At 31.5% G+C, this 24183-nt stretch carries 13 protein-coding genes; 12 read left to right on the forward strand and 1 reads right to left on the reverse strand.

The features are described from left to right. Position 1 precedes the first annotated feature (1 nt). The 12 genes from B5464_RS11710 (at position 2) to B5464_RS11765 (ending at position 14636) form a co-directional block, all read left to right on the forward strand. Entirely contained in the window at positions 2 to 3658 is a 3657-nt protein-coding gene (locus tag B5464_RS11710; protein ID WP_079738503.1) for a M1 family aminopeptidase, read from the forward strand. A gap of 489 nt (positions 3659 to 4147) precedes the next feature. After that, positions 4148 to 4663 carry a hypothetical protein gene (locus B5464_RS11715; protein WP_079738504.1) on the forward strand — a complete coding sequence of 172 codons (516 nt, stop codon included), beginning with the start codon at positions 4148 to 4150 and terminating at the stop codon, positions 4661 to 4663. A gap of 104 nt (positions 4664 to 4767) precedes the next feature. Continuing rightward, positions 4768 to 5643: a 4-hydroxy-tetrahydrodipicolinate synthase gene (gene dapA / locus B5464_RS11720; RefSeq protein WP_079738505.1), complete on the forward strand. Its 876-nt coding sequence runs from the start codon at positions 4768 to 4770 to the stop codon at positions 5641 to 5643. A gap of 21 nt (positions 5644 to 5664) precedes the next feature. Next, the gene (locus tag B5464_RS11725; protein ID WP_077808912.1) at positions 5665 to 6174 is read left to right on the forward strand and encodes a ferritin; all 510 of its coding nucleotides are present in this window, start codon (positions 5665 to 5667) and stop codon (positions 6172 to 6174) included. Between the two features lie 125 nt (positions 6175 to 6299). After that, the gene (locus B5464_RS11730) at positions 6300 to 7160 is read left to right on the forward strand and encodes an outer membrane protein assembly factor BamD (protein WP_079738506.1); all 861 of its coding nucleotides are present in this window, start codon (positions 6300 to 6302) and stop codon (positions 7158 to 7160) included. A gap of 9 nt (positions 7161 to 7169) precedes the next feature. Next, positions 7170 to 7490, forward strand: coding sequence for a DNA-directed RNA polymerase subunit omega (locus tag B5464_RS11735; RefSeq protein ID WP_077808914.1), 321 nt, complete (start codon positions 7170 to 7172; stop codon positions 7488 to 7490). After that, positions 7490 to 8701 (forward strand): bifunctional phosphopantothenoylcysteine decarboxylase/phosphopantothenate--cysteine ligase CoaBC, encoded by a 1212-nt coding sequence (coaBC, locus tag B5464_RS11740; protein WP_079738507.1) that lies wholly within the window; start codon positions 7490 to 7492, stop codon positions 8699 to 8701. The genes B5464_RS11735 and coaBC overlap by 1 nt, the downstream gene beginning before the upstream one ends. Positions 8702 to 8758: 57 nt before the next feature. After that, positions 8759 to 9649 (forward strand): DUF4835 family protein, encoded by an 891-nt coding sequence (locus B5464_RS11745; RefSeq protein ID WP_079738508.1) that lies wholly within the window; start codon positions 8759 to 8761, stop codon positions 9647 to 9649. Between the two features lie 143 nt (positions 9650 to 9792). Beyond that, complete coding sequence (gene recN, locus B5464_RS11750; protein WP_079738509.1) at positions 9793 to 11445, forward strand: DNA repair protein RecN; 1653 nt, start codon at positions 9793 to 9795, stop codon at positions 11443 to 11445. A 24-nt stretch (positions 11446 to 11469) separates the two neighbouring features. Beyond that, entirely contained in the window at positions 11470 to 12276 is an 807-nt protein-coding gene (locus tag B5464_RS11755) for an enoyl-ACP reductase (RefSeq protein ID WP_077808918.1), read from the forward strand. Between the two features lie 213 nt (positions 12277 to 12489). Further along, positions 12490 to 13449, forward strand: coding sequence for a glycosyltransferase family 2 protein (locus B5464_RS11760; protein WP_079738510.1), 960 nt, complete (start codon positions 12490 to 12492; stop codon positions 13447 to 13449). A 185-nt stretch (positions 13450 to 13634) separates the two neighbouring features. After that, entirely contained in the window at positions 13635 to 14636 is a 1002-nt protein-coding gene (locus B5464_RS11765; protein WP_079739021.1) for a N(4)-(beta-N-acetylglucosaminyl)-L-asparaginase, read from the forward strand. 68 nt (positions 14637 to 14704) lie between these two features. Here B5464_RS11765 and B5464_RS11770 read toward each other — a convergent pair whose 3' ends face one another. Beyond that, positions 14705 to 24061 carry a LamG-like jellyroll fold domain-containing protein gene (locus B5464_RS11770; protein WP_079738511.1) on the reverse strand — a complete coding sequence of 3119 codons (9357 nt, stop codon included), beginning with the start codon at positions 24059 to 24061 and terminating at the stop codon, positions 14705 to 14707. Between the last annotated feature and the right edge of the window lie 122 nt (positions 24062 to 24183).

Below are 24183 nucleotides of genomic sequence, written 5' to 3' on the forward strand. Positions count from 1 at the left end.
TATGTTTTCTACAATTTTTAAACAAGAATTAAAATATTGGTTTAACAAGCCAGTTTTTTACATTTATATTTCAATATTTTTAATAATTTCTTTCTTCTTATCAGCAACATCTGCAGGTATTTGGGACGGAATTACAGGAACCATGGGTTCTTCTCGAATTGTAAACTCGCCAATAGGCATTACAGGTTTATTTAATGGGTTTACCACTTTAATTTTCTTTTTATTTCCCTCTATTATTGGTGTTTCAATTTATAGAGATTTTAAAAGTGAAATGCATACCATTTTATATTCGTATCCTTTTACGAAGGCTAATTATTTATTTGCTAAATTTTTTAGCGGAATCGTGGTGGTTTCTGCGATTGTTTTAGTGATAGCTTTAGGTATGATTATTGGTTTTCGATTTCCAGGAACCAATCAAGAAATTGTAGCAAATTTTAATATTGTTACCTATTTAAAAACCTATTTGGTTTATATTTTACCAAATGTTTTATTTTTTGGTGCCGTAGTTTTTGCTGTGGTTACTTTTTCTAGAAATGTAACCGCTGGATTTATTACAGTAATTATTTTAATGTTTGTAGAAGGGGCAATTTCTAGCATTTTATCAGATCCAGAGCAAGCAAGTTTATTAGCGTTGTTAGATCCTTTTGGTTCTTCTGCGTCTTCTTATTATACAAAATATTGGACTGTTTCAGAACAGAATGAATTGCAAATTCCGATAGGAAAACTAGTAATTTATAATCGTTTGATATGGTTATTAGTATCTAGTTTAATCTTTGGATTGGTTTATAAGTATTTTAAGTTTACCCAAAATGCGGTAACATTTTCGTTAAAAAAATCAAAATCAGAAAGAGTAACAAAATCTAACTTTAGTGGAGTTACAAAAATTACTTTGCCTAAAGTAACTTATGATTATTCGTTTTTACAAAACCTAAAAGTGATGTGGAAATTGTCTAACATCGATTTTAAATACATTTTTAAAAGTTTACCATTTATATCAATATTAATTGTAGGGCTTTTAATGCTGTTTGGTACTTTATTTATTTCAAGTGAAATTTTTGGAACAGATACATTGCCTGTAACTTGGCAAATGTTAGGTGGCGGAAATATTTTTAGTCTGTTTGTAATTAATATTTGTACTTTTTTATATGCAGGTATGTTGGTGCAAAGAGCAAGAATTGCAAAAATTAATCATTTGGTAGATAGTACACCTGTACCAAACTGGACGCTTTTGTTTTCTAAGTTTATCGCTATTTTAAAAATGCAATTGGTTTTATTGGCTGTAATTATGGTTTCTGGTATGTTGTTTCAAGCATATCAAGGCTATTACAACTTTGAGATTGGGTTGTATATTCAAGAATTATTTGGTTTAAAATTTTTAAATTATGTGGTTTGGGCATTTTTAGCAATATTTATTCAAACACTATTTAAAAACCAGTATTTAGGTTTGTTGGTATTGCTGATATTAGCAATCGGAATTCCGTTTTTAGATTTAATAGGAATTGAATTGGCAATTTTTAAATATAACGAAGGGCCAGGTTTTAGTTATTCTGATATGAATGGTTATGGATCTGCATTATCTAGATATTTATGGTACAAATTGTATTGGATTTTAGGCGGAACAATTTTATTGATTTTAAGTATTTTATTTTGGGTTAGAGGCATACCAAATTCTTTTTCAGAAAGATTAAACATAGCTGTATCTAGATTTAAGATGCCACAAATAATTAGTTTGGTGATTGTTGCAATTGCTTTTATAAGTTTGGGTGCAACTATTTATACAGCAACAAGATCTAAAGAGAAAAATTCTGCATCTAAGCAAGCAGAATTGAATGCTGTAAAATGGGAAAAATCATATAAAAAATACGAGAATTATAAGCAACCAAGAATTGTTGCTGTAAAAGCAGATGTTGCTATTTTTCCTAAGAAAAGAACCTATAAAGCAAACGCTGTTTTTACAATGATTAATAAAACAGATACTGCAATTGATAGTATTTTCTTAAATCATAATTCGTTAGAAAATACGTTCGAATTTAATAAACCAAATAATTTAGTTTTAGAAGACACGGTTTTTAATTTTGATATTTACAAGTTTGAAAATAAAATTTTACCGGGTGATTCGTTACAACTTACTGTACATGTAAAAAGTAAAGAAAACACTGTTTTTCAAAGAAAATCACCAGTTTTAGCAAACGGAACATTTATCAATAATTTTTCGATGTTTCCTTCTTTAGGATATTCTTCTGGTGGAGAATTGATTGATGATAAAACGAGAAAAAAATACGATTTACCACCAAATAATTTGCGTCCGTTACCAACAGACTCTACAGCATTGGGTAATACCTATATTTCTAAAGATTCTGATTGGATAGATTTTGAAGCAACCGTATCAACATCCGAAGATCAAATAGCGATTGCGCCTGGTTATTTGCAAAAAGAATGGACAGAAGGAAATCGAAAGTATTTTCATTATAAAATGGATAGTAAAATGTTGAATTTCTATGCATTTAATTCAGCGAAATATGAAGTTAAAAAAGAAATTTGGAAAGGAATAGGTTTAGAAATTTATTATCATAAACAACACGATTATAATTTAGACAGAATGCTAAAAGGTATGAAAGCGTCTATTAATTATAACGAGAAAAACTTTAGTCCGTATCAACACAAACAATTAAGAATTATAGAGTTTCCGAGAACACAAGGTACATTTGCACAATCATTTGCAAACACAATTCCGTTTTCAGAAGGATTTGGTTTTATTGCGGCTGTAGATGATACAAATGATGACGGAGTAGATTATCCTTTTGCAGTAACGGCTCATGAAGTAGCGCATCAATGGTGGGCACATCAAGTAATTGGTGCAGATGTTTTAGGCGCAACAATGTTGTCAGAAAGTTTATCGGAATATGTAGCATTAAAAGTTTTAGAACATCAAAATGGTAAGCCAAAAATGCGAACGTTTTTAAAAGAAGCATTAGACGGTTATTTGATTCAGAGAACTTTAGAAACAAAAAGAGAAAAACCATTAATGTACAATGATGGGCAAGGTTATATTCGTTACCAAAAAGGATCTTTAGTATTTTATGCATTAAGCGACTATTTGGGTGAAGAAAAATTAAATAATGCTTTAAAAAAATATGTAGAAAAAGTAAAGTTTCAAGAAGCACCTTATACAACTTCTTTAGAAATGGTAAATTATATTAAAGAGGTAACACCAGATTCTTTAAAATATGTTATTAAAGATATGTTTGAAACAGTTACGTTGTACAAAAATAGAATTGTTGATGCAAAATCTACAGCTTTAGAAAACGGAAAATATAAAGTTGATATAGAATTTGAGGTTTCTAAATACAGAAATGATGAAAAAGGGAAAAAATATTATGGCCAAAAAGTAGGTGATACATTAAGTTATACAAACGAGAAGTTAAGCAAACCTTTGTTGTCTGTTAAATTAGAAGATTATATAGATATCGGTATTTTTACTGAAGAAGAAAAAGACGGCGTAAAAAAAGAAAAGCAATTGTATTTAGAAAAGCATAAGATTACACAAATTCGTAATACAATTTCTATTGTTGTAGATAAAAAGCCTATAGAGGTAGGTGTAGATCCGTACAATAAATTAATTGATACAAAATCTGATGATAATAGGATGAAATTATAACTTCTTCTGGTTAATTTAGAGCACAAAAAAAGCAACTACTTTTAGGTAGTTGCTTTTTTAGATAGGGGTAAATGCTTTTATAATAATAACGTAGATTTTGTTAGGGCAAAAAGAACGTATAAAAATTATTTACCAGTTAGGGGTTAAATATTATTTGATAATGAATTATCAAACAACATTACAATAATAGTAAAAAATATGTTAAAAAAACAAATTAAAAATAAAAAAAATCATTAATTCTTAATTTATTTAAAGCTTTTATAAGTTTTTGATTATGTATTTTATTGTTTAATAGTGTTTTAGGTGTTGTTTTTTGCAATCGATGTAAATGCTGTTTTTTCAGTATTTATAATTTGACAACACTAAAAACAAAATTGATTCTATGTTATTGCAAATAATTAGGTAAATATTACGCTAAAATGATGCATAATTAATCAAGAAACTTAAGATAATAATTACTATTTTTATTTTTTTTCAAATAGATACTAAATGATTTTTAAAGGATTAAAAGAGCGCGTTTTAAAAAAGAAACTAGATAAATTAGTTTCGTTAAAAGAAGAAACGAGTGCGTCATCTTTAAAAAAAATACAATCTGTTGGTATCATTACTTCAGAAGAAATATCAGCTGAGACAGACTTACAAAAAGTTTTTGAAAATACTCTGGGAGTCAAAAATGTGAAAATTTACAGCAAAAGAGATTTTAATAAAAACGATGAAATTTCTTACAAACATTTTACAGAGAAAGACATAAACTGGAGCGGAAATTATTTTCAAACGAACTTTAAAAGCTTTTTAGACGAACCTTTAGACTTGTTAGTTGGTTATTTTAATGAAAATAATATGTATTTAGAAACAGCCGTTTTACAAAGTAAAGCAGATTTTAAAGTAGGGTTTTCTAATGTGAATTCTAAGCTTTATCATTTAGAAATTACATCAGAAATAAAAAATCACAAAACTTTTACAGAAGAAGTTAAAAAATACTTACAGATTTTAAAAAAGCTATAAAATTAAACTTTCTTTTTAAAGTTGTTTATTCTTTCTAATAGAGATTAAAATCGGTAAAATATTAATCTTAAAATTGTAATTTTGTCTATCAAAATATTTATAGAATGCAAAAGTTTATAGGAACAGGAGTAGCTTTGGTTACACCTTTTAATGAAGATTTAAGTGTAGATTTCGATGCACTAATTAAATTAGTTAATTTTAATATAGAAAATGGTACCAATTATTTAGTAATAAACGGTACAACTGCAGAAAGTGCAACTATAAGTAAAGAAGAAAAACTAAAAATTATAGATGTTATTGTAACTGCAAATGCGGGTAGAGTTCCTTTAGTTTTAGGAATTGGTGGTAATAATACTTTAGAGGTTGTTAAAGATATAAAAACAACCAATTTAGAGAATATAGATGGTATTTTATCTGTAGCGCCGTATTACAGTAAGCCAACGCAAGAAGGTTTTTATCAGCATTTTAAAGCAATTTCAGAAGCAACAGAAAAGCCAATTATTTTATATAATGTGCCTGGTAGAACAGCAAAAAACATGGATGCTGAAACGACTATTAGACTTGCAAACGATTTTGAAAACATTGTAGGTATAAAAGAAGCAGGTAATAATATGCAACAATATTTAGAGTTGATAAAAAACAAGCCAAAAGACTTTTTAGTGATTTCTGGTGATGATGATTTGGCATTAAGTATTGCGCTTGCAGGCGGATCTGGTGTGATTTCTGTTATTGGGCAAGCATATCCTAAAGAGTTTTCTACCTTAATAAAAGATGGTTTAGAAGGCAATAACAAAGAAGGTTTTGCAATGCATTTTAGATTAATGTCTATTATTGATTTGATTTTTGAAGAAAATAATCCGGCCGGAATAAAAACAGTTTTACAAGAATTAGGTATTTGTAAAAATGAAGTCCGATTGCCTTTGGTAAAAGCAAGTGCAACACTTCAAGCAAAAATTGCTAATTTTGTAAAAAACTTTTAAGTTTACTAAAAAAGATAAAACATGTTAAAACCAAAAATTCAAGACGCATTAAACAAACAGGTAACGGTAGAGGCACAATCTTCTCAAGTATATTTAGCAATGGCGTCATGGGCAGAAACACAAGGTTTTGAAGGTGTTTCTCAATTTATGTACGCACATTCTGATGAAGAAAGAATGCACATGCTAAAATTGGTAAAGTTTATTAATGAAAGAGGTGGGCATGCAATTATTTCTCCTTTAGCAGCGCCACCAGTTTCTTTTGGTTCATTTAAAGAAATGTTTCAAGAATTATTTAATCACGAAGTAGCAGTATCAGAATCTATAAACGATTTGGTAGATATCTGTTTACAAGAAAAAGATTATGCAACACATAACTTTTTACAGTGGTACGTTTCAGAGCAAATAGAAGAAGAAGCTTTGGCTAGAAATATTTTAGATAAGATTAGTTTAATAGGAGACGATAAAAGTGGTTTTTATTTATTTGATAATGACATCAAACAATTAATCACAGCACCAGAAGAAGAAGTTTAATATTAACAAACTTTTAGTAGCGGTTTATGGCTATTTTTTGTTGTTTTGTAATGAAAATTACATAGCATAAACAACTGTGTAAAAAATCGTTTTATTTATCCATAATTAATCACTAATTTTGCCCGATGCAAAAAATTAAAAATTTAGCGTATTTATTTGTTCTTAGTTTACTACTGTTTTCTTGTGGTGAATATCAAAAAGTATTAAATAAAGGTACATCAGAAGAGCAGTATAAGATGGCTGTAAAGATGTACGAAAGTCAGAAATACAGTAAGGCTTTACGTTTATTCGAAAAAGTAACACCAACCTACAGAGGTAAACCTCAAATGGAGCGTATACAATTTATGGTTGCGCAATCTAATTTTAATGTAAAAAATTACGCGCAAGCAGCATATTATTACGATCGTTTTACAAAAAGTTATCCAAAGAGTTCTAAAAAAGAAGAAGCTGCATTTTTATCTGCATACAGTTATAAATTGGCATCACCAAGGTTTAGTATCGATCCTACAGATACAAATAAAGCATTAGAATCTTTTCAAAGTTTTATAAACACGTATCCAGATTCTGATAAAATTGCAGAAGCAAACAAATATTATTCTGAACTTAGAACTAAGTTAGAAAGAAAGTATTTCGAAATTGCGAAAACTTATTACAGAACGGCAGATTACGATTTAAGAAATTACAAAGCATCTATACAAGCTTTTGATAATTTACTAGAAGACTTTTTAGGAACAAAATTTAAAGAAGAAGCTTTATATTATAGATTAAAAGCGGCGCATGATTTTGTATTAAAAAGTACAGATAGAAGAAAGCCAGAAAGAATTGAAGCTGCAATGAAAGCATATCAGAGATTAAAAAAGAGTTTTCCTGAATCTCAATTTATGGAAGATTCTGATAAAATGGTAGCTACATTAGAAGCAGAAAAAATTAGAGTAGAAGCTTTAATTGCAAAGCAGAAAGAATTACAGAACATACAAAAGAAATAATTATTTAAGATGGATTATAAAGATACAAAAGCACCGTTAAGTACTATTACTTACGATAAAAATGAAATTGAAGCGCCTACAGAAAATATTTATGAGGCAATATCTATCATAGCAAAAAGAGCAAATCAAATTAATTCTGATTTAAAAAGAGAATTAGTAGATAAGTTAGATGAGTTTGCTACATATAACGATTCTTTAGAAGAAGTTTTCGAAAATAAAGAACAAATAGAAGTTTCTAAGTTTTACGAAAGATTACCAAAACCAACAGCAATGGCAGTTGAAGAATGGTTAAACGAAAAAGTATACCATAGAAACCCAGAAGCAGAGTAATGTCTGTTTTAAAAGATAAGAAAGTTCTTTTAGGGATTACTGCAGGTATTGCAGCATATAAAACGGCTAGTTTAGTTCGTTTATTTATAAAATTAGGCGCAGAAGTTAAAGTTATTATGACTCCTGCGTCTAAAGATTTTATAACACCTTTAACACTTTCTACACTTTCTAAAAATCCTGTTCATTCGACTTTTTATTCTAAAGAAGATGAAAATGAATTATGGAATAATCACGTAGATTTAGGTTTGTGGGCAGATTATATGTTAATTGCACCTGCAACAGCAAATACATTGTCTAAAATGACCAATGGTACTTGCGATAACCTTTTACTAGCTACCTATTTATCTGCTAAATGTCCTGTCTATTTTGCACCTGCAATGGATTTGGATATGTACATACATCCGTCTACGAAACAAAGTTTAGATAAATTACAAAGTTTTGGCAATATTTTAATTCCTGCAACTTCTGGCGAATTGGCAAGTGGTTTGGTAGGAGAAGGAAGAATGGCAGAACCAGAAGATATTGTTTCATTTATAGAAAATGATATTTTATCGAATTTACCTTTAAAAGGTAAAAAAGTACTACTAACAGCAGGACCAACTTATGAAGCGATAGATCCTGTGCGTTTTATTGGAAATCATTCTTCTGGTAAAATGGGATTTGCAATAGCAAAAGCTGCTGCAAATTTAGGTGCCGAAGTTTTTTTAATTTCAGGCCCAAGTCATCAAAAAATTTCACACTCTTTAGTAAAACGAATAGACGTTGTTTCTGCAGAAGACATGTACAACGCTGCACATTCTTATTTTGCTGATGTAGATATTGCTATTTTATCTGCAGCAGTTGCTGATTATAAACCAAAAAACATTGCTACTCAGAAAATAAAAAAGAAAGATGCTACGTTAGACATAGAGTTAACACCAACAAAAGACATTTTAGCTTCTTTAGGTGCAATTAAAAAACAGCAATTTTTAGTTGGTTTTGCTTTAGAAACTAATAACGAACTAGAAAATGCAAAAGGCAAATTAAAAAGAAAGAATTTAGATGCAATTGTATTAAATTCTTTACAAGACAAAGGAGCAGGTTTTGCAACAGACACCAATAAAGTTACGGTAATTGATAAAGATTTAAATGAAAAATCATTTCAATTAAAGTCTAAAGTAGAAGTAGCAAAAGATATTATGAATGAAATTGTAGTAAGAATTCTTAAATAAGATTCTAATAGTATTACAAACTGTTGCTTTCTTTTAATAAAAAATCTAAATTTGAGTATGCGCAAAATAACATCACTACTTTTTATATTTTTTACTGTAATTACTTTTACTGCACAAGAATTAAATTGTTTGGTAACCGTTAATTCAGATCAAATTGCGGGTTCTAACAAACAAGTATTTACTACTTTACAGAGAGCTTTAAGCGAGTATATCAATCAAACAAAATGGACAGATAGAACTGTAAAGCCAGAAGAACGTATCGATTGTGCTATGACAATTATTATCACTTCTAGAGATAACAATAATTTTACTGCCACATTGCAAGTACAATCATCTAGACCCGTTTTTAACTCTAGTTATCCATCGCCTGTTTTAAACATTAAAGACAACGAATTCAATTTTAAATACAACGAGTTTGACCCTTTAATTTATAATAAAAATGCTTTTGACAGTAATTTAATTTCTACCATTGTATTTTATGCAAATATAATTATTGGTGTAGATGCAGATACATTTGGCAAGTTTGCTGGTGATAAGGAACTAAAAGAAGCGCAAAATGTAATGCTACAAGCGCAACAAAGCGGTTTATCGTCATGGCAAAATGTTGTTGGTAAACAAAACAGATATTTATTAATAGATAATTTAATATCGCCTAAACTAAAAGCTTACAGAAATATACTTTACAATTATCATAGAAACGGACTTGATAATCTTGTAGGTGCAAAAGCTTCTGCACAACAAAGTATAGAAGATAGTGTAATTGCGTTAGAAAGTATTTACAACAAAACAGTTGGTAATTATTTAATTAGATTGTTTTTTGATGCGAAAGCAGATGAAATTGTAAATCTATATTCAGAAGATACCAAAACAAGAAATAAACAACGTCTTATACAAACTGTTCGAAAAATTTCTACCAATAATAATTCTAAGTGGAGAAAGTTAGATTAGGTTTTTTTGATAGTTGAGAATTACTTAATTTTTCTCTACTAAAATCTACTGATTTTAATTTTATCCTTTGTGTTATAATTAAATTTTCGATGTTTAGTATTCAACAAATTTTCACTAATTTTATCTTTTAAAATCTAGAGAATTTGCTATCACAATTATCCATAAATAACTACGCGTTAATCAATCAATTAAGTATCGATTTTTCTTCGGGTTTGTCTATAATTACAGGAGAAACTGGTGCAGGTAAATCTATTTTATTAGGTGCCTTGGGCTTGGTTTTAGGTAACAGGGCAGATTTGTCATCATTAAAAGACACTACAAAAAAGTGTATTGTAGAAGCTAAAGTTGCTATTTCTAACTATAATTTACAAGATTTTTTCGAAGAAGTAGACTTAGATTACGAAGCAGAAACCATTATTAGAAGAGAAATTTTACCATCTGGTAAATCTAGAGCCTTTATAAACGATACACCTGTAACCTTAACGGTTTTAAACCAATTAAGAGTAAAATTAATTGATGTGCACTCGCAACATCAAACAATGGAATTGTCTGATACTAATTTTCAGTTTTCGATATTAGATGCTTTAGCCAAAAATACACCAAGAATAGCGTCATATAAAAGAGGCTTTTCGCAGTTAAATAAATTAAAAAGAGAACTTTTAAAATTAGAAGAAAAACAGCAAGAAGCAAATAAACAGTACGATTACAATTTGCATTTGTTTAAAGAGTTAGAAGACGCTAAAATTAAAGTTGATGAGCAAGAAGTTTTAGAAGAAAAACTAGAAAAGCTAAACAACATAGAAGAAATTAAAGATAATTTAGCAGAAGCTTTAGAGCTAACAATAAACGAAGAAATAGGCATCCAAAACTTGCTAAATACTTTAGACAATCGTTTGTCTAAAATTGCATCTTTTTCTAAAGAATATCAAGAATTATCAGCAAGAATAACATCCGTAAAAATAGAAATTGATGATGTTGTTTCAGAATTAGAAGACGCAAACGAAAATGTAGATTTTAATCCGAATGAAGCAGAAGAAATCAATGATAGATTACAACTGCTATACAATTTACAGAAAAAACATTTGGTTAATTCTAACAAAGAATTGCTAGCAGTTTTCGAAGAAATATCAGAAAAAGTTGTTGCCGTAGAATCTGCAGACGAGTTTATACAAAAAAAGCAACAAGAAATAGCCTCTGTATCAGAAAAATTAGACAAAGTAGCCGGTTTAATCACAAAAGCAAGAACTGCATCAATACCAAAATTAAACAAACAATTAGAAGTTTTATTGGCAGATTTAGGTATGGAAAACGCCCGTTTTTCAATAAAAATAAAGCCAACCAAAAACTATTTTGCAAACGGAAAAGATAAGTTAGAATTCTTATTCTCTGCAAATAAAGGTGGTAACTTTGGCGAGCTTAAAAAAGTTGCATCTGGTGGTGAGTTGTCTAGAATTATGCTATCTGTTAAAACCATCTTATCAGAAAACACACAATTGCCAACCATTATTTTCGATGAAATCGATACCGGTGTTTCTGGTGAAGTTTCTAATAAAATAGCGGCAATAATGCAACAAATGAGTAAGAATATGCAAGTTATTGCAATTACACATTTACCGCAAATTGCTGCAAAAGGTAACAGCCATTATAAAGTGTATAAAGCAGAAGTTAACGGTGTAACTACCACAAATTTAAAACAATTAACAGCCGAAGAGCGTGTTAAAGAAATTGCAGAAATGTTAAGTGGTAAAGACATTTCAGAATCGGCATTAACACATGCAAAAGAACTACTAAATTAAAAAAAGCATTAAATTTTTATACATATGTACAATTTACTTAAAGGGAAAAAAGGTATTATTTTCGGAGCTTTAAACGAACACTCAATTGCCTGGAAAGTTGCAGAAAGAGCACATGAAGAAGGTGCAGAGTTTGTTTTAACAAACGCGCCAATTGCAATGCGAATGGGGCAGTTAGATGCTTTAGCAGAAAAAACGGGCTCGCAAATTATACCTGCAGATGCTACTTCTATGGACGATCTAGAAAACCTTGTAGAAAAATCTATGGAAATTTTAGGCGGAAAAATAGATTTCGTTTTACACTCAATTGGTATGTCTGTAAACGTAAGAAAAGGTAAACATTACACAGATCCTAAGTACGATTTTACAACAAAAGGATGGGATGTTTCTGCAGTTTCTTTTCATAAAACTATGAATGTATTGTACAACAAAAACGCCATGAACCAATGGGGTAGTATAGTTGCCTTAACCTACATGGCTGCACAAAGAGTTTTTCCAGATTACAACGATATGGCAGACAATAAAGCCTATTTAGAGTCTATTGCACGTAGTTTTGGATATTTCTTTGGTAGAGATCATAAAGTTAGAGTAAACACCATTTCTCAATCGCCAACTCCAACAACTGCAGGTAGCGGTGTTAAAGGTTTCGATGGTTTTATAAAATACGCAGACCAAATGTCGCCGTTAGGTAACGCAACCGCATTAGAATGTGCAGATTATACAATTTCTCTGTTTTCAGACTTAACAAAAAAAGTAACCTTACAAAACTTGTTTCACGATGGCGGATTCTCTAATATGGGCGTAAGCGATGCTGTAATAGAAAAATTCGAGTAATTTTTTTTAGAAGCTATTTCCTGCTTTCGCTACTCGCTTTTTTCGTGCCTCAAAAGAGCTCAAACATGCCGCTCAATCAGGGCTAAACTTGTTTGCTAGCAATTAGAAACAGAAAAAACAAAAAGCATATTTAAAAGCTGAAATTTTTAGAAATAAAAACTTTCAGCTTTTTTAATTTTTCTACATTTACAAAACACATATTTCAAACACATTTTGAAGCTTAATTTTTCTATCATAGTTCCCGTTTACAATCGTCCTAAAGAAATAGACGAATTGCTAGAAAGTCTTACCCAACAAGATTTTTCTAATGATTTTGAAGTTCTAATAATTGAAGACGGTTCTACAGAAAAAAGCGAACAAATTGTAGAAAAATATACCAATATATTAGATTTAAAATATTTTTTTAAAGAGAATAGTGGGGCAGGAGCAAGTAGAAATTTCGGAATGCAAAAAGCAACCGGAAACTATTTTATTATTTTAGATTCTGATGTATTGGTGCCTAAAAGCTATCTAACTGCAGTAAACAAAGCTTTAGAAACCAATTTTACAGATGCTTTTGGCGGACCAGATGCAGCGCATGAAAGTTTTACAGATTTACAAAAAGCCATTAATTACTCGATGACGTCTGTGGTAACAACTGGCGGAATTAGAGGAAAGAAAAAAAGTGTCGGTAAATTTCAGCCCAGAAGTTTTAATCTTGGGCTTTCTAAAAAAGCCTTTCAAAACACACAGGGTTTTTCTAAAATGAAAAACGGCGAAGACATCGATTTAACTTTTAGACTGTGGGAAAATGGTTTTGAAACCCAACTAATAGAAAAAGCCTTTGTATATCATAAACGCAGAAGCACAATTAACCAGTTTTTTAACCAAACCTTTGGTTTTGGTACAGCAAGACCTATTTTAAATAAAAAGTATCCAGAAACAGCCAAAATTACCTATTGGTTTCCTAGTGTTTTTATAATAGGATTAGATCTAAGTATTATTGCGGTGTTTTTTGGTTACCCACAACTATTTTACATTTACTGCTTTTATTTGTGCATACTATTTCTAGATTCTTTGTCTCAAAACAAAAGTATAAAAGTTGCATTTTTAAGTATAGTAACTTCTTTAACCCAATTTTATGGTTACGGTACTGGTTTTTTAAAATCTAAATTTTTTAAAAGGTTTCGCTAATTTAATACGATTATCTTGTCGTTTTAATGACTTATAATCGAAGTTAGCGAAGTTATCTTTTTCAATTTACATAATCAATAGGTAAATGCACTTGTTTTTATTAGTTATTATCAAAATAAGTAATAGCAAAGAACACTAAATTTTAATTTCTGTTATATTTGGTAGAAATTTTAGAATCTTATTCAATGAAACGTAGAAATTTTATAAAAAAAGCATCTGTAACGGGTTTGGGTATTGTAACGGTTTCTTCATCTTTAATTGCATGTAAAGAAACTATACAAGAAGATGCAATTACTAAAAAAGATGAAAAAGCGGTTTTACCTGTTGTTGTAGCAACTTGGCGTTTTCATAATGCCACAAAAGCTGCTTGGGAAGTTTTAAAAAATGGCGGTACTGCAATTGATGCAATAGAACAAGGTTGTAGAGTGGAAGAGGCAGACGTAAATAACACAACGGTAGGAAACGGTGGCACGCCAGATAGAGACGGACATGTAACTTTAGACGCGTGTATTATGAATAAAGATGGTAATTACGGTGCTGTGGTTTGTATGGAAAATATTGCACATCCAATTTCTGTGGCACGTAAAGTAATGGAAGATACGCCGCATGTGTTATTGGCAGGGAAAGGAGCAGAAGAGTTTGCGGTATCTAAAGGTTTTGTTAGAGAAAATTTACTTACAGCTTCAAGAAAAAAAGCTTGGGAGAAATGGAAAGAAAAATCGGAATACAAACCAATTATCAATATTGAAAATCATGATACGATTGGTATGTTAGCAATAGATAAAAATGGTGATATTTCTGGCGGATGCACAACAAGTGGTTTGGCTTATAAAATGGCGGGTAGAGTAGGTGATTCTGCTGTAATTGGTTCTGGTTTGTTTATAGACAATGCCATTGGTGGCGCAACTGCAACGGGTATGGGAGAAGAAGTTTTAAAAACGGTTGGTAGTTTTTTAATTGTAGAGTTAATGCGACAAGGTAGAACGCCACAAGAGGCTTGCGAAGAAGGTGTAAAAAGAATTGTTTCTTCTAATCCTAATTATAAAAACTTTCAGGTTGGTTATGTGGCTTTAAATAAAAAAGGAGAATTTGGTAGTTATTGCATTCATCCTGGGTTTGGAGTAAGTAAATACCAAGAAGACAAACAAACCTATATAGCATCTGGTTCTTATATTCAAAAAAAATAATTGCCGTTCATGTAAATATGAAGATAAAAAAAACCGAAACGTTTAAGTTTCGGTTTTTTATTTTAAAATTATTCTATGAGTAATTTTTTAGAAATTTTCCCTTTTTCTGTAACCAAGTTCACTGTATAAATGGCGGTTGGTAGTTTGTTAATTTTAAGTCTGTTTTCTATACCGTTTTCTAAATTTGAATAGGTATTTACTTTCTGACCTAGTAAATTATATAACTCTACTTTTTTAATGTTTAATAAATCGCTGTTTCTAATTACAATTTCACGATTATCATTATCCATAAATACTTCTAAATTCTTGCTTAAAATAGTATCATTTTCTACAGATAAAGCATTTTTACTAGCAAATGTAATAAAGAATCTATCGGTATATGTACCAACAGGTACGTTTAATTCAGTTGCTGTATCACTTAATAAGTAAGACGTATTTGTTAACTTATCTAATAAATAGATATTGTCTTCAATATTTTCAACTTCATCAATTTGTACAGTAAAACTGTTGTTGGTTCCTATGATTACGCTTAATGGTATTTCCATATCTTTTTCAAGAGAAGGTACACCCGCTATAATTAACTTTCTGTTAGAGTATTCTTGAAAATGCCAATAAAAATCTGTACTGTTTAAATCGTAAATATCACTATCATAACCATTATCATAACCAAAAGTATTGTTTCCTCTAAAAGAGATACCAATCTGTCTATGCGATTTAATTTCATCTGTAACATTGTAGTTAAACCCTAATTTTAATTTAGGTAATAAACTAGTTTCTTGATCTTGTGCAGATTTTTTCTGATTTGATTTAAAGAAGAAAGTTCCGCCAGCAGCATAATTATTATCTCTATAATTTCTTTGTGAATTTTCGAATCTAATTCTACCACCAATAGATGAAGATGAAACGAAGAATCCTTGACCAACACCAATATATCTGTTAGGCGCATGATAAACACCGTCACCTAAACTTGGTAAATTTCCTTTCGTAAATTTTAAATCGTCTATTATTAAATTATAAGGACTGTCTGTTGTAATCGTAAAAGATGTAACATCTTCCCAATCTAAAGTAATTTCTTGTCCTGTAATTCCTGATAATTCTTGTGTAACCGGTGATGCTCCTCCGTTTGGAGTTAAGGTTACTGTTGGATTTGTTAATGGTAGAATTACATTATTAAATAAATAAATAGATTTTAAATCTACTTTCGCGTTAAAATCAAAAGTAATATCATAAGTACTAGTTGTTAAACCAAGATCACCAATAATGTTTCCTAAAGTACCACCAACACCTAAGGTATTAGGTAATAAACCAATGTTTCCAGCAGACTTTGTTACTGTAGTTGTAATTCCGGATACAGTTTGAGTTAAAGTGTTACCACTTAAAATCGCATCTGTCCAATCAAAAACTAATGCAGGTAAGCTACCCACACCGTTGGCTGCAATTCCCATAGAAATATTTCTTTGAGAGTATCCACCTTGATATCCTGTTAAATTATGACCTTCAGAACTTGCAGGATTCGCTTTGTCTTCTCCTGTATGTTCCCAGAAATAAATTGTACCGTCGATTTCGTTGATATTTGTATTGATAAAATCTGTTGCATCTAAAGCACTTGGATACGGATTCCCTAATAAACTTGTTGTGGCAGGATCAACATCAAAAGTTATAGAACCATCGTTAGGTGTACCAACAAATGTAAAGTTTTGCGGGTTTTGACCTGTACTTTTCATCGTGTAACCTTGTCCTCTTTTTATTGGGCTAGATTCTCTTCTTTGAACATACTCTGCTTGCGTAGTACCATTAAAATAAGAATAGATCCAATAAGGTGCAATTTTAATTGGTGTAACGCCTGCAACACCAGGTGCACCATCATAAATGTTACCGTTTCCAGACCAATCTATTTCTGTAATTGTAGATGCCGCAGAAGTAGGTTCGTTACCATCTTTCATAACTTCTTTAACTCTAAAAGAATCTTGATTTAATTCTCTTACAGGAGAAGACCAATAATGATATCTGTAAATACTTGGCACAACAGCTTGTTGATCTCTGTATAATTTACCGTTACCTTGTACGTTAGAAAAACCAGCATGTGTTTGTATCAATTGACCGTCGCCAATTAATTTCATTTCTCCGTCTAAGATAAAATCTTCATCAAACTCTAAATATCTATTGTCTGATACCATTAGTTTAGAATCATCTTTTATCCAAACACATTCAACTACAACATTTTCTGTTAAAACTGCGTGTGTAAGCGATGTTTGAGAGTCGATAACCATAACTTTGTCACGGTCTGCAGCATTTGTACTTGGTCCGCCAGCAATTAGGCTACTATTTCCACCTGTCCAAGCATTTGCGTCTCCATTCCAGAAAATACCGTTAATCTCTGAATATGTAAAATATTTTACACCATTAAAATCGTACTGTGCAGCATATACATTTTCTGAATTTATAACAGTATCAGTTAACAACACGTAGTTTACATTAGAAGTAAAGTTTGCATCATCTGCTACTTTTAATACTTTAATTGTATTAGGTGTTGTTAATGCAGCGTCTAAAATTGCTTTATTTGCTGTAATTTGAGTAGAACCAACACTTCCTGTTTCAACGATTTTCCAAGTTCTACCAATTGTTTTTTCTGGCGCACAAACTAACTCTGTTTCTGTAATTGAGTTTATGTTACCATTGTTATTACCCCAAACTAAGAAATCTTTGTTTTTAGAAAAACTACCTGAATTTGCTAAGTTGGTTGCTGCAATTGTATTTAAACCAATGGTAATTAATGCATCAGAATTTACAGATTTAGATTGTCTTTGATCTAAAGCCATTGCATCGTCTTTACCAATACCAGCAATATCATTATGAAAATTACTGTTTGCAGTGTAATCCCAAACTTTAGTATTACCATCTGTTAAAACATAATCTCCGTCGGTAACAGAAGTATTATTGGTATTGCTTAAAGTAAAACCATATTTAATTGCTAAATAAGTTTCTACACTTTGTTTTTTTGCATCTGAATGAGCGTCACTGTATAAAATAACTTCTGCAACGCTACCATCTATAACTCTTGTTGTAAAGTTTCTGTCTCTACCAACTGTGTAAGTATATGATCCTTCTGAATCTGGTGAAATGTTTGCAGTGAATATTCTAGAATGCATTTCAAAAGTATCAGGTCTTGGATGCGCTGTTAATTGTGTTTCTAAACCGTTAACATATTGCACACCATCTCTTACTTCTATTGGATTAAAAGTGGTATCAAAAACAAAATCTGTACCATTAGTTGTGTTCCCATTTCCATGTCCTAAACCAGCACCGTCATTGTGTGTAAATGGAGTAGCCCAATCTGTATTAGATTGATCGTTGTATACAATATACATTGTTCTAGGGTTTAAAAGACCAGTGTATGATAAACCATCTCCGTTTGCTTGATTAAAAGTTACTGTTGGATTAAAGTTTAAATTATTAGCAACAATACTTGCGTCTGGTTCTTGACCGGCAGTAGCATCAAAATCTAAACTAGCTGTTTGATCTTCCCAACGCGTAACTGTATTACCTCCGGTTACATTTTTATCAGCTCTTAACCACAAAGTATTTCCTGTAAAGTCTGGTGTTACAGGATCAGAATCTTCATCACGATAATCTACATCATCTGTACTAACATCTGAGTCTTCATCTGGTAAATCTTGCGATGGTGTGTTAATTTCATCATTAACATCATATCTGTCATTTGTATTTGCTCCTTCAAAATTATCATCTAGTCCATCGTTATCAGAATCTGTTCCGCTTACAGTATTATCTGTAAACCCATTTTCTTCAATATCTAATAGTCCGTCACCATCAGAATCGGTATCAAGATAATCAGGAATTGTATCTGGGTTTGTAAGTGATGCATCTGTATTTTCTTGAATAGTTAAATCTACACCAATAATACCTGCACAATCTGCCGCTAAAGCACAATCAGGGTCGTAAGCATCATCTAAACCATCGTTATCAGTATCTGATCCACTCGGAGAAATGTAACCAATTGTTGGTTGTGCTTCTATGTTGTCTGGAATACCGTCGTTATCTGCGTCAATATCTAAGCTGTTTATTATTCCGTCGTTATCTGAATCGCTACCTAAAGCTACTTCTGTTGAAATGTCTTCAGCAGAAAACACTCCTGCAGGTGTATTACTATATCTGGCAGCATCAATTAAACCAGAATAATAACCATTAACACCTGCGCCTGTTGCCCCACCAATTGGACCACCAAGACCACCATCATTCGTATGATTAGGAATTGTTGTGTAGTCTGCAGAAATATCTAAGCTTACTGGGTTACCATCTACATACAAAGTTAAAATACCGTTTACAAAAGTTGCGGCTACGTGATGCCATGCGTTATCAACTGCTATAGAAACAGGGTGTGCTAAATCTCTTTGACTAGTTGCGCCTCCGTTTCGAGTTGATAATGTGATTACACCATTGTTAATCCATAATGTTATACCATTAGTAGCACCACCTTCTTCATAAATAACTCTTTGCCCTGAAACGTCATCTGGTTTTATCCATGCAGAAAAACTTATATGTGTATAAGTACTTTCCATAAAACCGCCATCTTGACTATATCTTAAAACGTCATTAGTTCCATTAAATTCAGCTGAATGTGTTCCCTGAATTGCATCTGTAGAATAATCTGGTTGATTTGTTTCTGGTCTTTCGTTATTGCCATTACCAGAAGCATCGTTAGAATTATTGTCTAATGTCCAATACGCATCTGGATTTGTTGCGAAAGTTGGTGAAATTGAAGCGTCTGCTTGATCCTCTATAATGTCTGGTATACCATCATTATCATCATCAATATCAATGTCATTTGTAATTCCATCTCCGTCTGTATCTACACCAATAATGTCATCTCTATAATCTAAATCTCCTCCAATATTAACATCAGCATCACCGTCTGTAAAATTATCTGTAGGTGTATTATCAAAAGAACCGTTTACATCAACATAATCATCGCCATTATCTAATGTGTTATCTAAACCGTTTTTACCAACTGGGTTGGTAGTTGTACTACCATTGTTAGGTAAAGTAGTTAAACCAGATTCTAAAATATCGTTGATACCATCATCATCTGAGTCTAAATCTAAGTAATCTGGCTCACCTGTTTCGTCTGTATTTACAGGCGTTATACCTGTATCATATGCTAAATCTATACCAAAAAGACTGTAACTACCTGTTGGCGCTATGTAGCCTGAAGTAGTTTGTGCTTCGATGTTATCTGGAATACCGTCGTTATCTGCATCTAAATCTCTAAAATCAAATACAGAATCTCCGTCGCTATCTATTGGAGTACAAAAACCGATATCGCCAATTGCAATATTTTGAGTGGCAGTAATACTACCAGAACCTGCGTTTTCATAAACAATTTGAACTTGTGTTATCCATTCTGATATTGAGTTGATTGTTATATTTGATGAAGCTGTGCTTGTACCTAAGAAAGTATTATTACCTGTAAAAGAGTTAGAGGCACCAGTTGCATAGTCAGCTGCCGTAAGATTGTAGGTTGTACCATCTTGCTTAGTAATGATTATTTTAACTCTATCAATTGCAATTGTATTCACATCTACATTTACATCGTAAATTGTAAAATTGATTCCAAAAACAGGAGCATCAAAATTAATAGTATGTCTAGAAAAAGCAGAAAAAGAGGCTCCTTGATTTAAATTAAAAGAACTATTAGTGGTTGTTGCATTGTTTACTCTAAATTCACTTTCACTAAGTACGTTTGAGGTTCTAGATAATAATATATTTACGTTGTTATTAGATAAATTTGCAGATGTACCTAAAGGATCATCACCAGAAATAAAAGTTGTATCTCCGTTTGTGAATTCATTATTCCAGTTTAATATGCCTCCTGTTGGATCTGAAATTAAACAACTTCCAGGTCCTAGTTCTATAGCGTCTACTATACCATCATTATCATCATCTAAATCTAATTCATCACTAATGCCGTCTCCATCGTAATCATTTGTAAAAGTATCATCTCTATAATCTACATCTCCAGAATTAAATACATCACCATCTTCATCAGGAAAATTATTACTTTGCGAATTGTCAAAAGAACCGTTTACGTCGTTATAATTATCTCCGTTATCATAAGCATTGTCTAAGCCATTTACGCCGTATACACCTGTTAAAGTTAGGCCTGCTTCAAAATTATCTAATTTACCATCGTTATCTGAATCTGTATCCAAATAATCAAAATCGCCATCTGTATCTGTATCTTCTGGAGTTAAACCACCAGAATAAGCAGTATCAACACCATTGGCATCATAAATACCATCTGGAGCGGTATAGCCTAAAGTGCTTTGAGCTTCAATATTATCAGGTATTCCATCATTGTCAGAATCTAAATCTAAACAATTTAGAATTCCATCGCCATCAAAATCATCTGCAGGATCGATATATTCTATTTGGAAATTATTTAAATCGAAGTTAGAAGTTTGTCCGAAAAAAGAACTGTCAATGTAATAATCATTTCCATTTGCGGTTTGTGCACTTGTATAAACAACATTACCATTCACTAAATAACTTACATTTGTACCTGTTTTTCTGATACTTAGTATATTTCCACTTGCTCCGCTTCCGAAATTCCCTATATAATTACCGTTTTCATAGATTTGTAGTGTTTCATTGGTACCTCTTACATAAAAAGAAAAATCTACATCTGGCCAATTATTGGATGAATCTGTACCAGATTCATTAATTCCAATAACAACTCTTCTATCCGTAAAGTCTGTATAGTTACCACTAATGGTAAATTTCATTTCGAAGTCATTATTTACACCATAAGTAGAAAAATCAGGTGAATGCGTACTGTTTACATAATTGGCGGTTCCGTTTGTGAAGTTTAAATTGTTACCATTATAGCTAAATCCAGAACCAGAAACGGTTGTAAAAGATAGGTTTTCTGATACGATAGAGGCAGCATCACAACCCTCTACAGTATCTAAAATTCCGTCATTATCATCATCTAAATCTACACTGTTAGGAATTCCATCTCCATCAGTATCAATAAAAGTACTTGTATTATCTCTCCAATCTATTTCGCCACCTGTAGGATTGTCTGGAAAGTCGTTAAAAGGAGTTTCATCGAAATTACCATTAACGTCTGTATAATTGTCAGAATTCTCATAACTAGAATCTAAACCATTTAAACCAAAATTACCGTGTAAAGATAAATTAGCTTCTGCTCTATCAGATGTTCCGTCATTATCAGAATCTAAATCTAAATAATCTGGAATGGTGTCATTAGAATTATCCGTATTTACAGGAGTAATATCTGTACCACCTTGTGCAGTTTCATAATTATCATCTAAACCATTATTATTTGCATCTGTAAAACCGGCGTTTGGTGCACCACTAGGAGCTATGTATGCGTTTGTAGCCTGCGCTTCAATGTTATCTGGAATACCATCGTTGTCACTATCTAAATCTAAATAGTTTGGTACACCATCATTGTCACTATCTAAAGAACAATTTGTATTTTGTATAATTCCGATGGCATCAACTTCATAATCTACTGTGTTTATAGTACCTTTTGCAAATTTAAGATATCTAAAACTTACGTTTGAAGTTACAATTGTATTTTGAAAAGTAACATTATTAGTACTTTGTGGACGTACGGGGTGTAATACATAAGTGTTGTTGTCAGAAGATTCGCTTAAATCTATATATGCTGTGCCCGTAGTTACATTATTTCTTCTTCTCCAAGTAATTTGATATTGAGTTCCTGCAGGATAGGTTTGTCCGAAATCAAAGTCAAAGGTACTAGTGCCGTTATAAACTTGTCCGAAATTACCGTCTGGTTCTCCAATAATATTATTAGAATTTACAATACTAACTTCAGATTCTATAAATCCATTATCATATTTAGCACATTCGGTTGCATAACCTTCTAATGTATCTATAATACCATCATTATCATTGTCGATATCTACAGAATTAGCAATACCGTCACCATCTGTATCAATAAAACCAGCAACAGATACATCTCTCCAATTTACGTCATTTGGCAATCCTAAATTAGCATTATTGTCTTGATCTGGAAAGTTGTCTACTTGAGTATTATCGAAAGATCCGTTTACGTCTGTATAATTATCTTCATTATCATAAATATTATCTAAACCATTCTCGCCAACGTTGCCGCTTAAAATTAAATTAGCTTCTACAGTATCAGGTACAGTGTCATTATCTGAATCTAAGTCTTTATAATCTGGCTCTCCGTCATTTTCAGAATTTACAGGAATAATTGCAACACCTGCTGTTCCACCAGCAACTACTGGATCATAATTATCGTCTAACCCATCATTGTCAATATCGGTAAATCCGTTTCCAACAGATCCACTTGGGGCAATATATCCATTTGTGGTTTGAGCTTCGATGTTATCGGGAATTCCGTCATTATCGGTATCTAAATCTAAGTGATTAGGAATTCCGTCATTATCAAAATCAAAAATATCAGGAACACCATCTGAGTTTGAATCTATATAACTTGTGTTAGAGCCATCACCAGTACCATCATCTCTAGTATCTAGATAATTTGGCAGTTTATCACCATCTTCATCACCTAAAGGATCATAAGTGGTTGCACCTACTGTTAACTCTTCTGTATCTAGAACACCGTCATTATCATCATCAACATCTACAATATCTGGTACGCCATCATTATCAGTATCTAATTCTTCGATCGCATTTAATTCTATTGCTATTTGTAAACTTTCTAAACCTTGATATGGAAACGGACCTTCGTCTGCATCCGTTCTCGGGTAAAATGAGATATTCATGTTACCAGAATTTGGTTGTGCAATAAAAACAATATTGTTAGTTCCCCATTTATCTCTAGTTATAGATGAAATAGTTTGTCTTCCATTATTATCAATTTCAAAATCAAATTGATCCATATAAGTTCCAGAATAATAAGAATTGGCTGGATCAGTACCATCTGCATTTGATAAAGCTGTAAGTGTGTAAATTTTTAAAATATAAATTTTGTTTGCCACTAACTCTCCCATAGTAGCAGTAACAGATTCTTCTGAACCAGCTAAACCTATACCATCTCCAATATCTCTAATAGATACCCATGTTAAGTCTCCTGTTGGAGGCAGAGGTAGAGGGTTTACCCAAGTAGCATTACCACCTGCACTTCCTTGTCCTCCCGTATTAAATCTATTAGAAATATCTGGTGTACCACCAGTATCTAACCAATTTGTAGGTGTACAGTTACCGCAATTTGAGGTTACTGTACCCGTACCAGGAATTGTTTGTGAATAAGAATTGTTAGTAATTGTTAAAAATGCAATTAACAAAAAAGATAATATAAAGTTATTTCTTTTGTTTTTTAGATTCTGAACTTCCCCAAATTCAAGAATCCTAAGAAAAACATTTGTCATTTATTAAGATTTATTATTTAAAAAACACTAGTGTCAAATGCAAATATAATGTTAAAATTTTAACAATACAACAATCAATTAAAGACTAGGTTTTTAAGTAATAAATACTTGATTTGTTAACT

Origin of the sequence: Polaribacter sp. KT 15, assembly GCF_900143115.1 — a bacterium.
Lineage (GTDB): Bacteria > Bacteroidota > Bacteroidia > Flavobacteriales > Flavobacteriaceae > Polaribacter > Polaribacter marinaquae.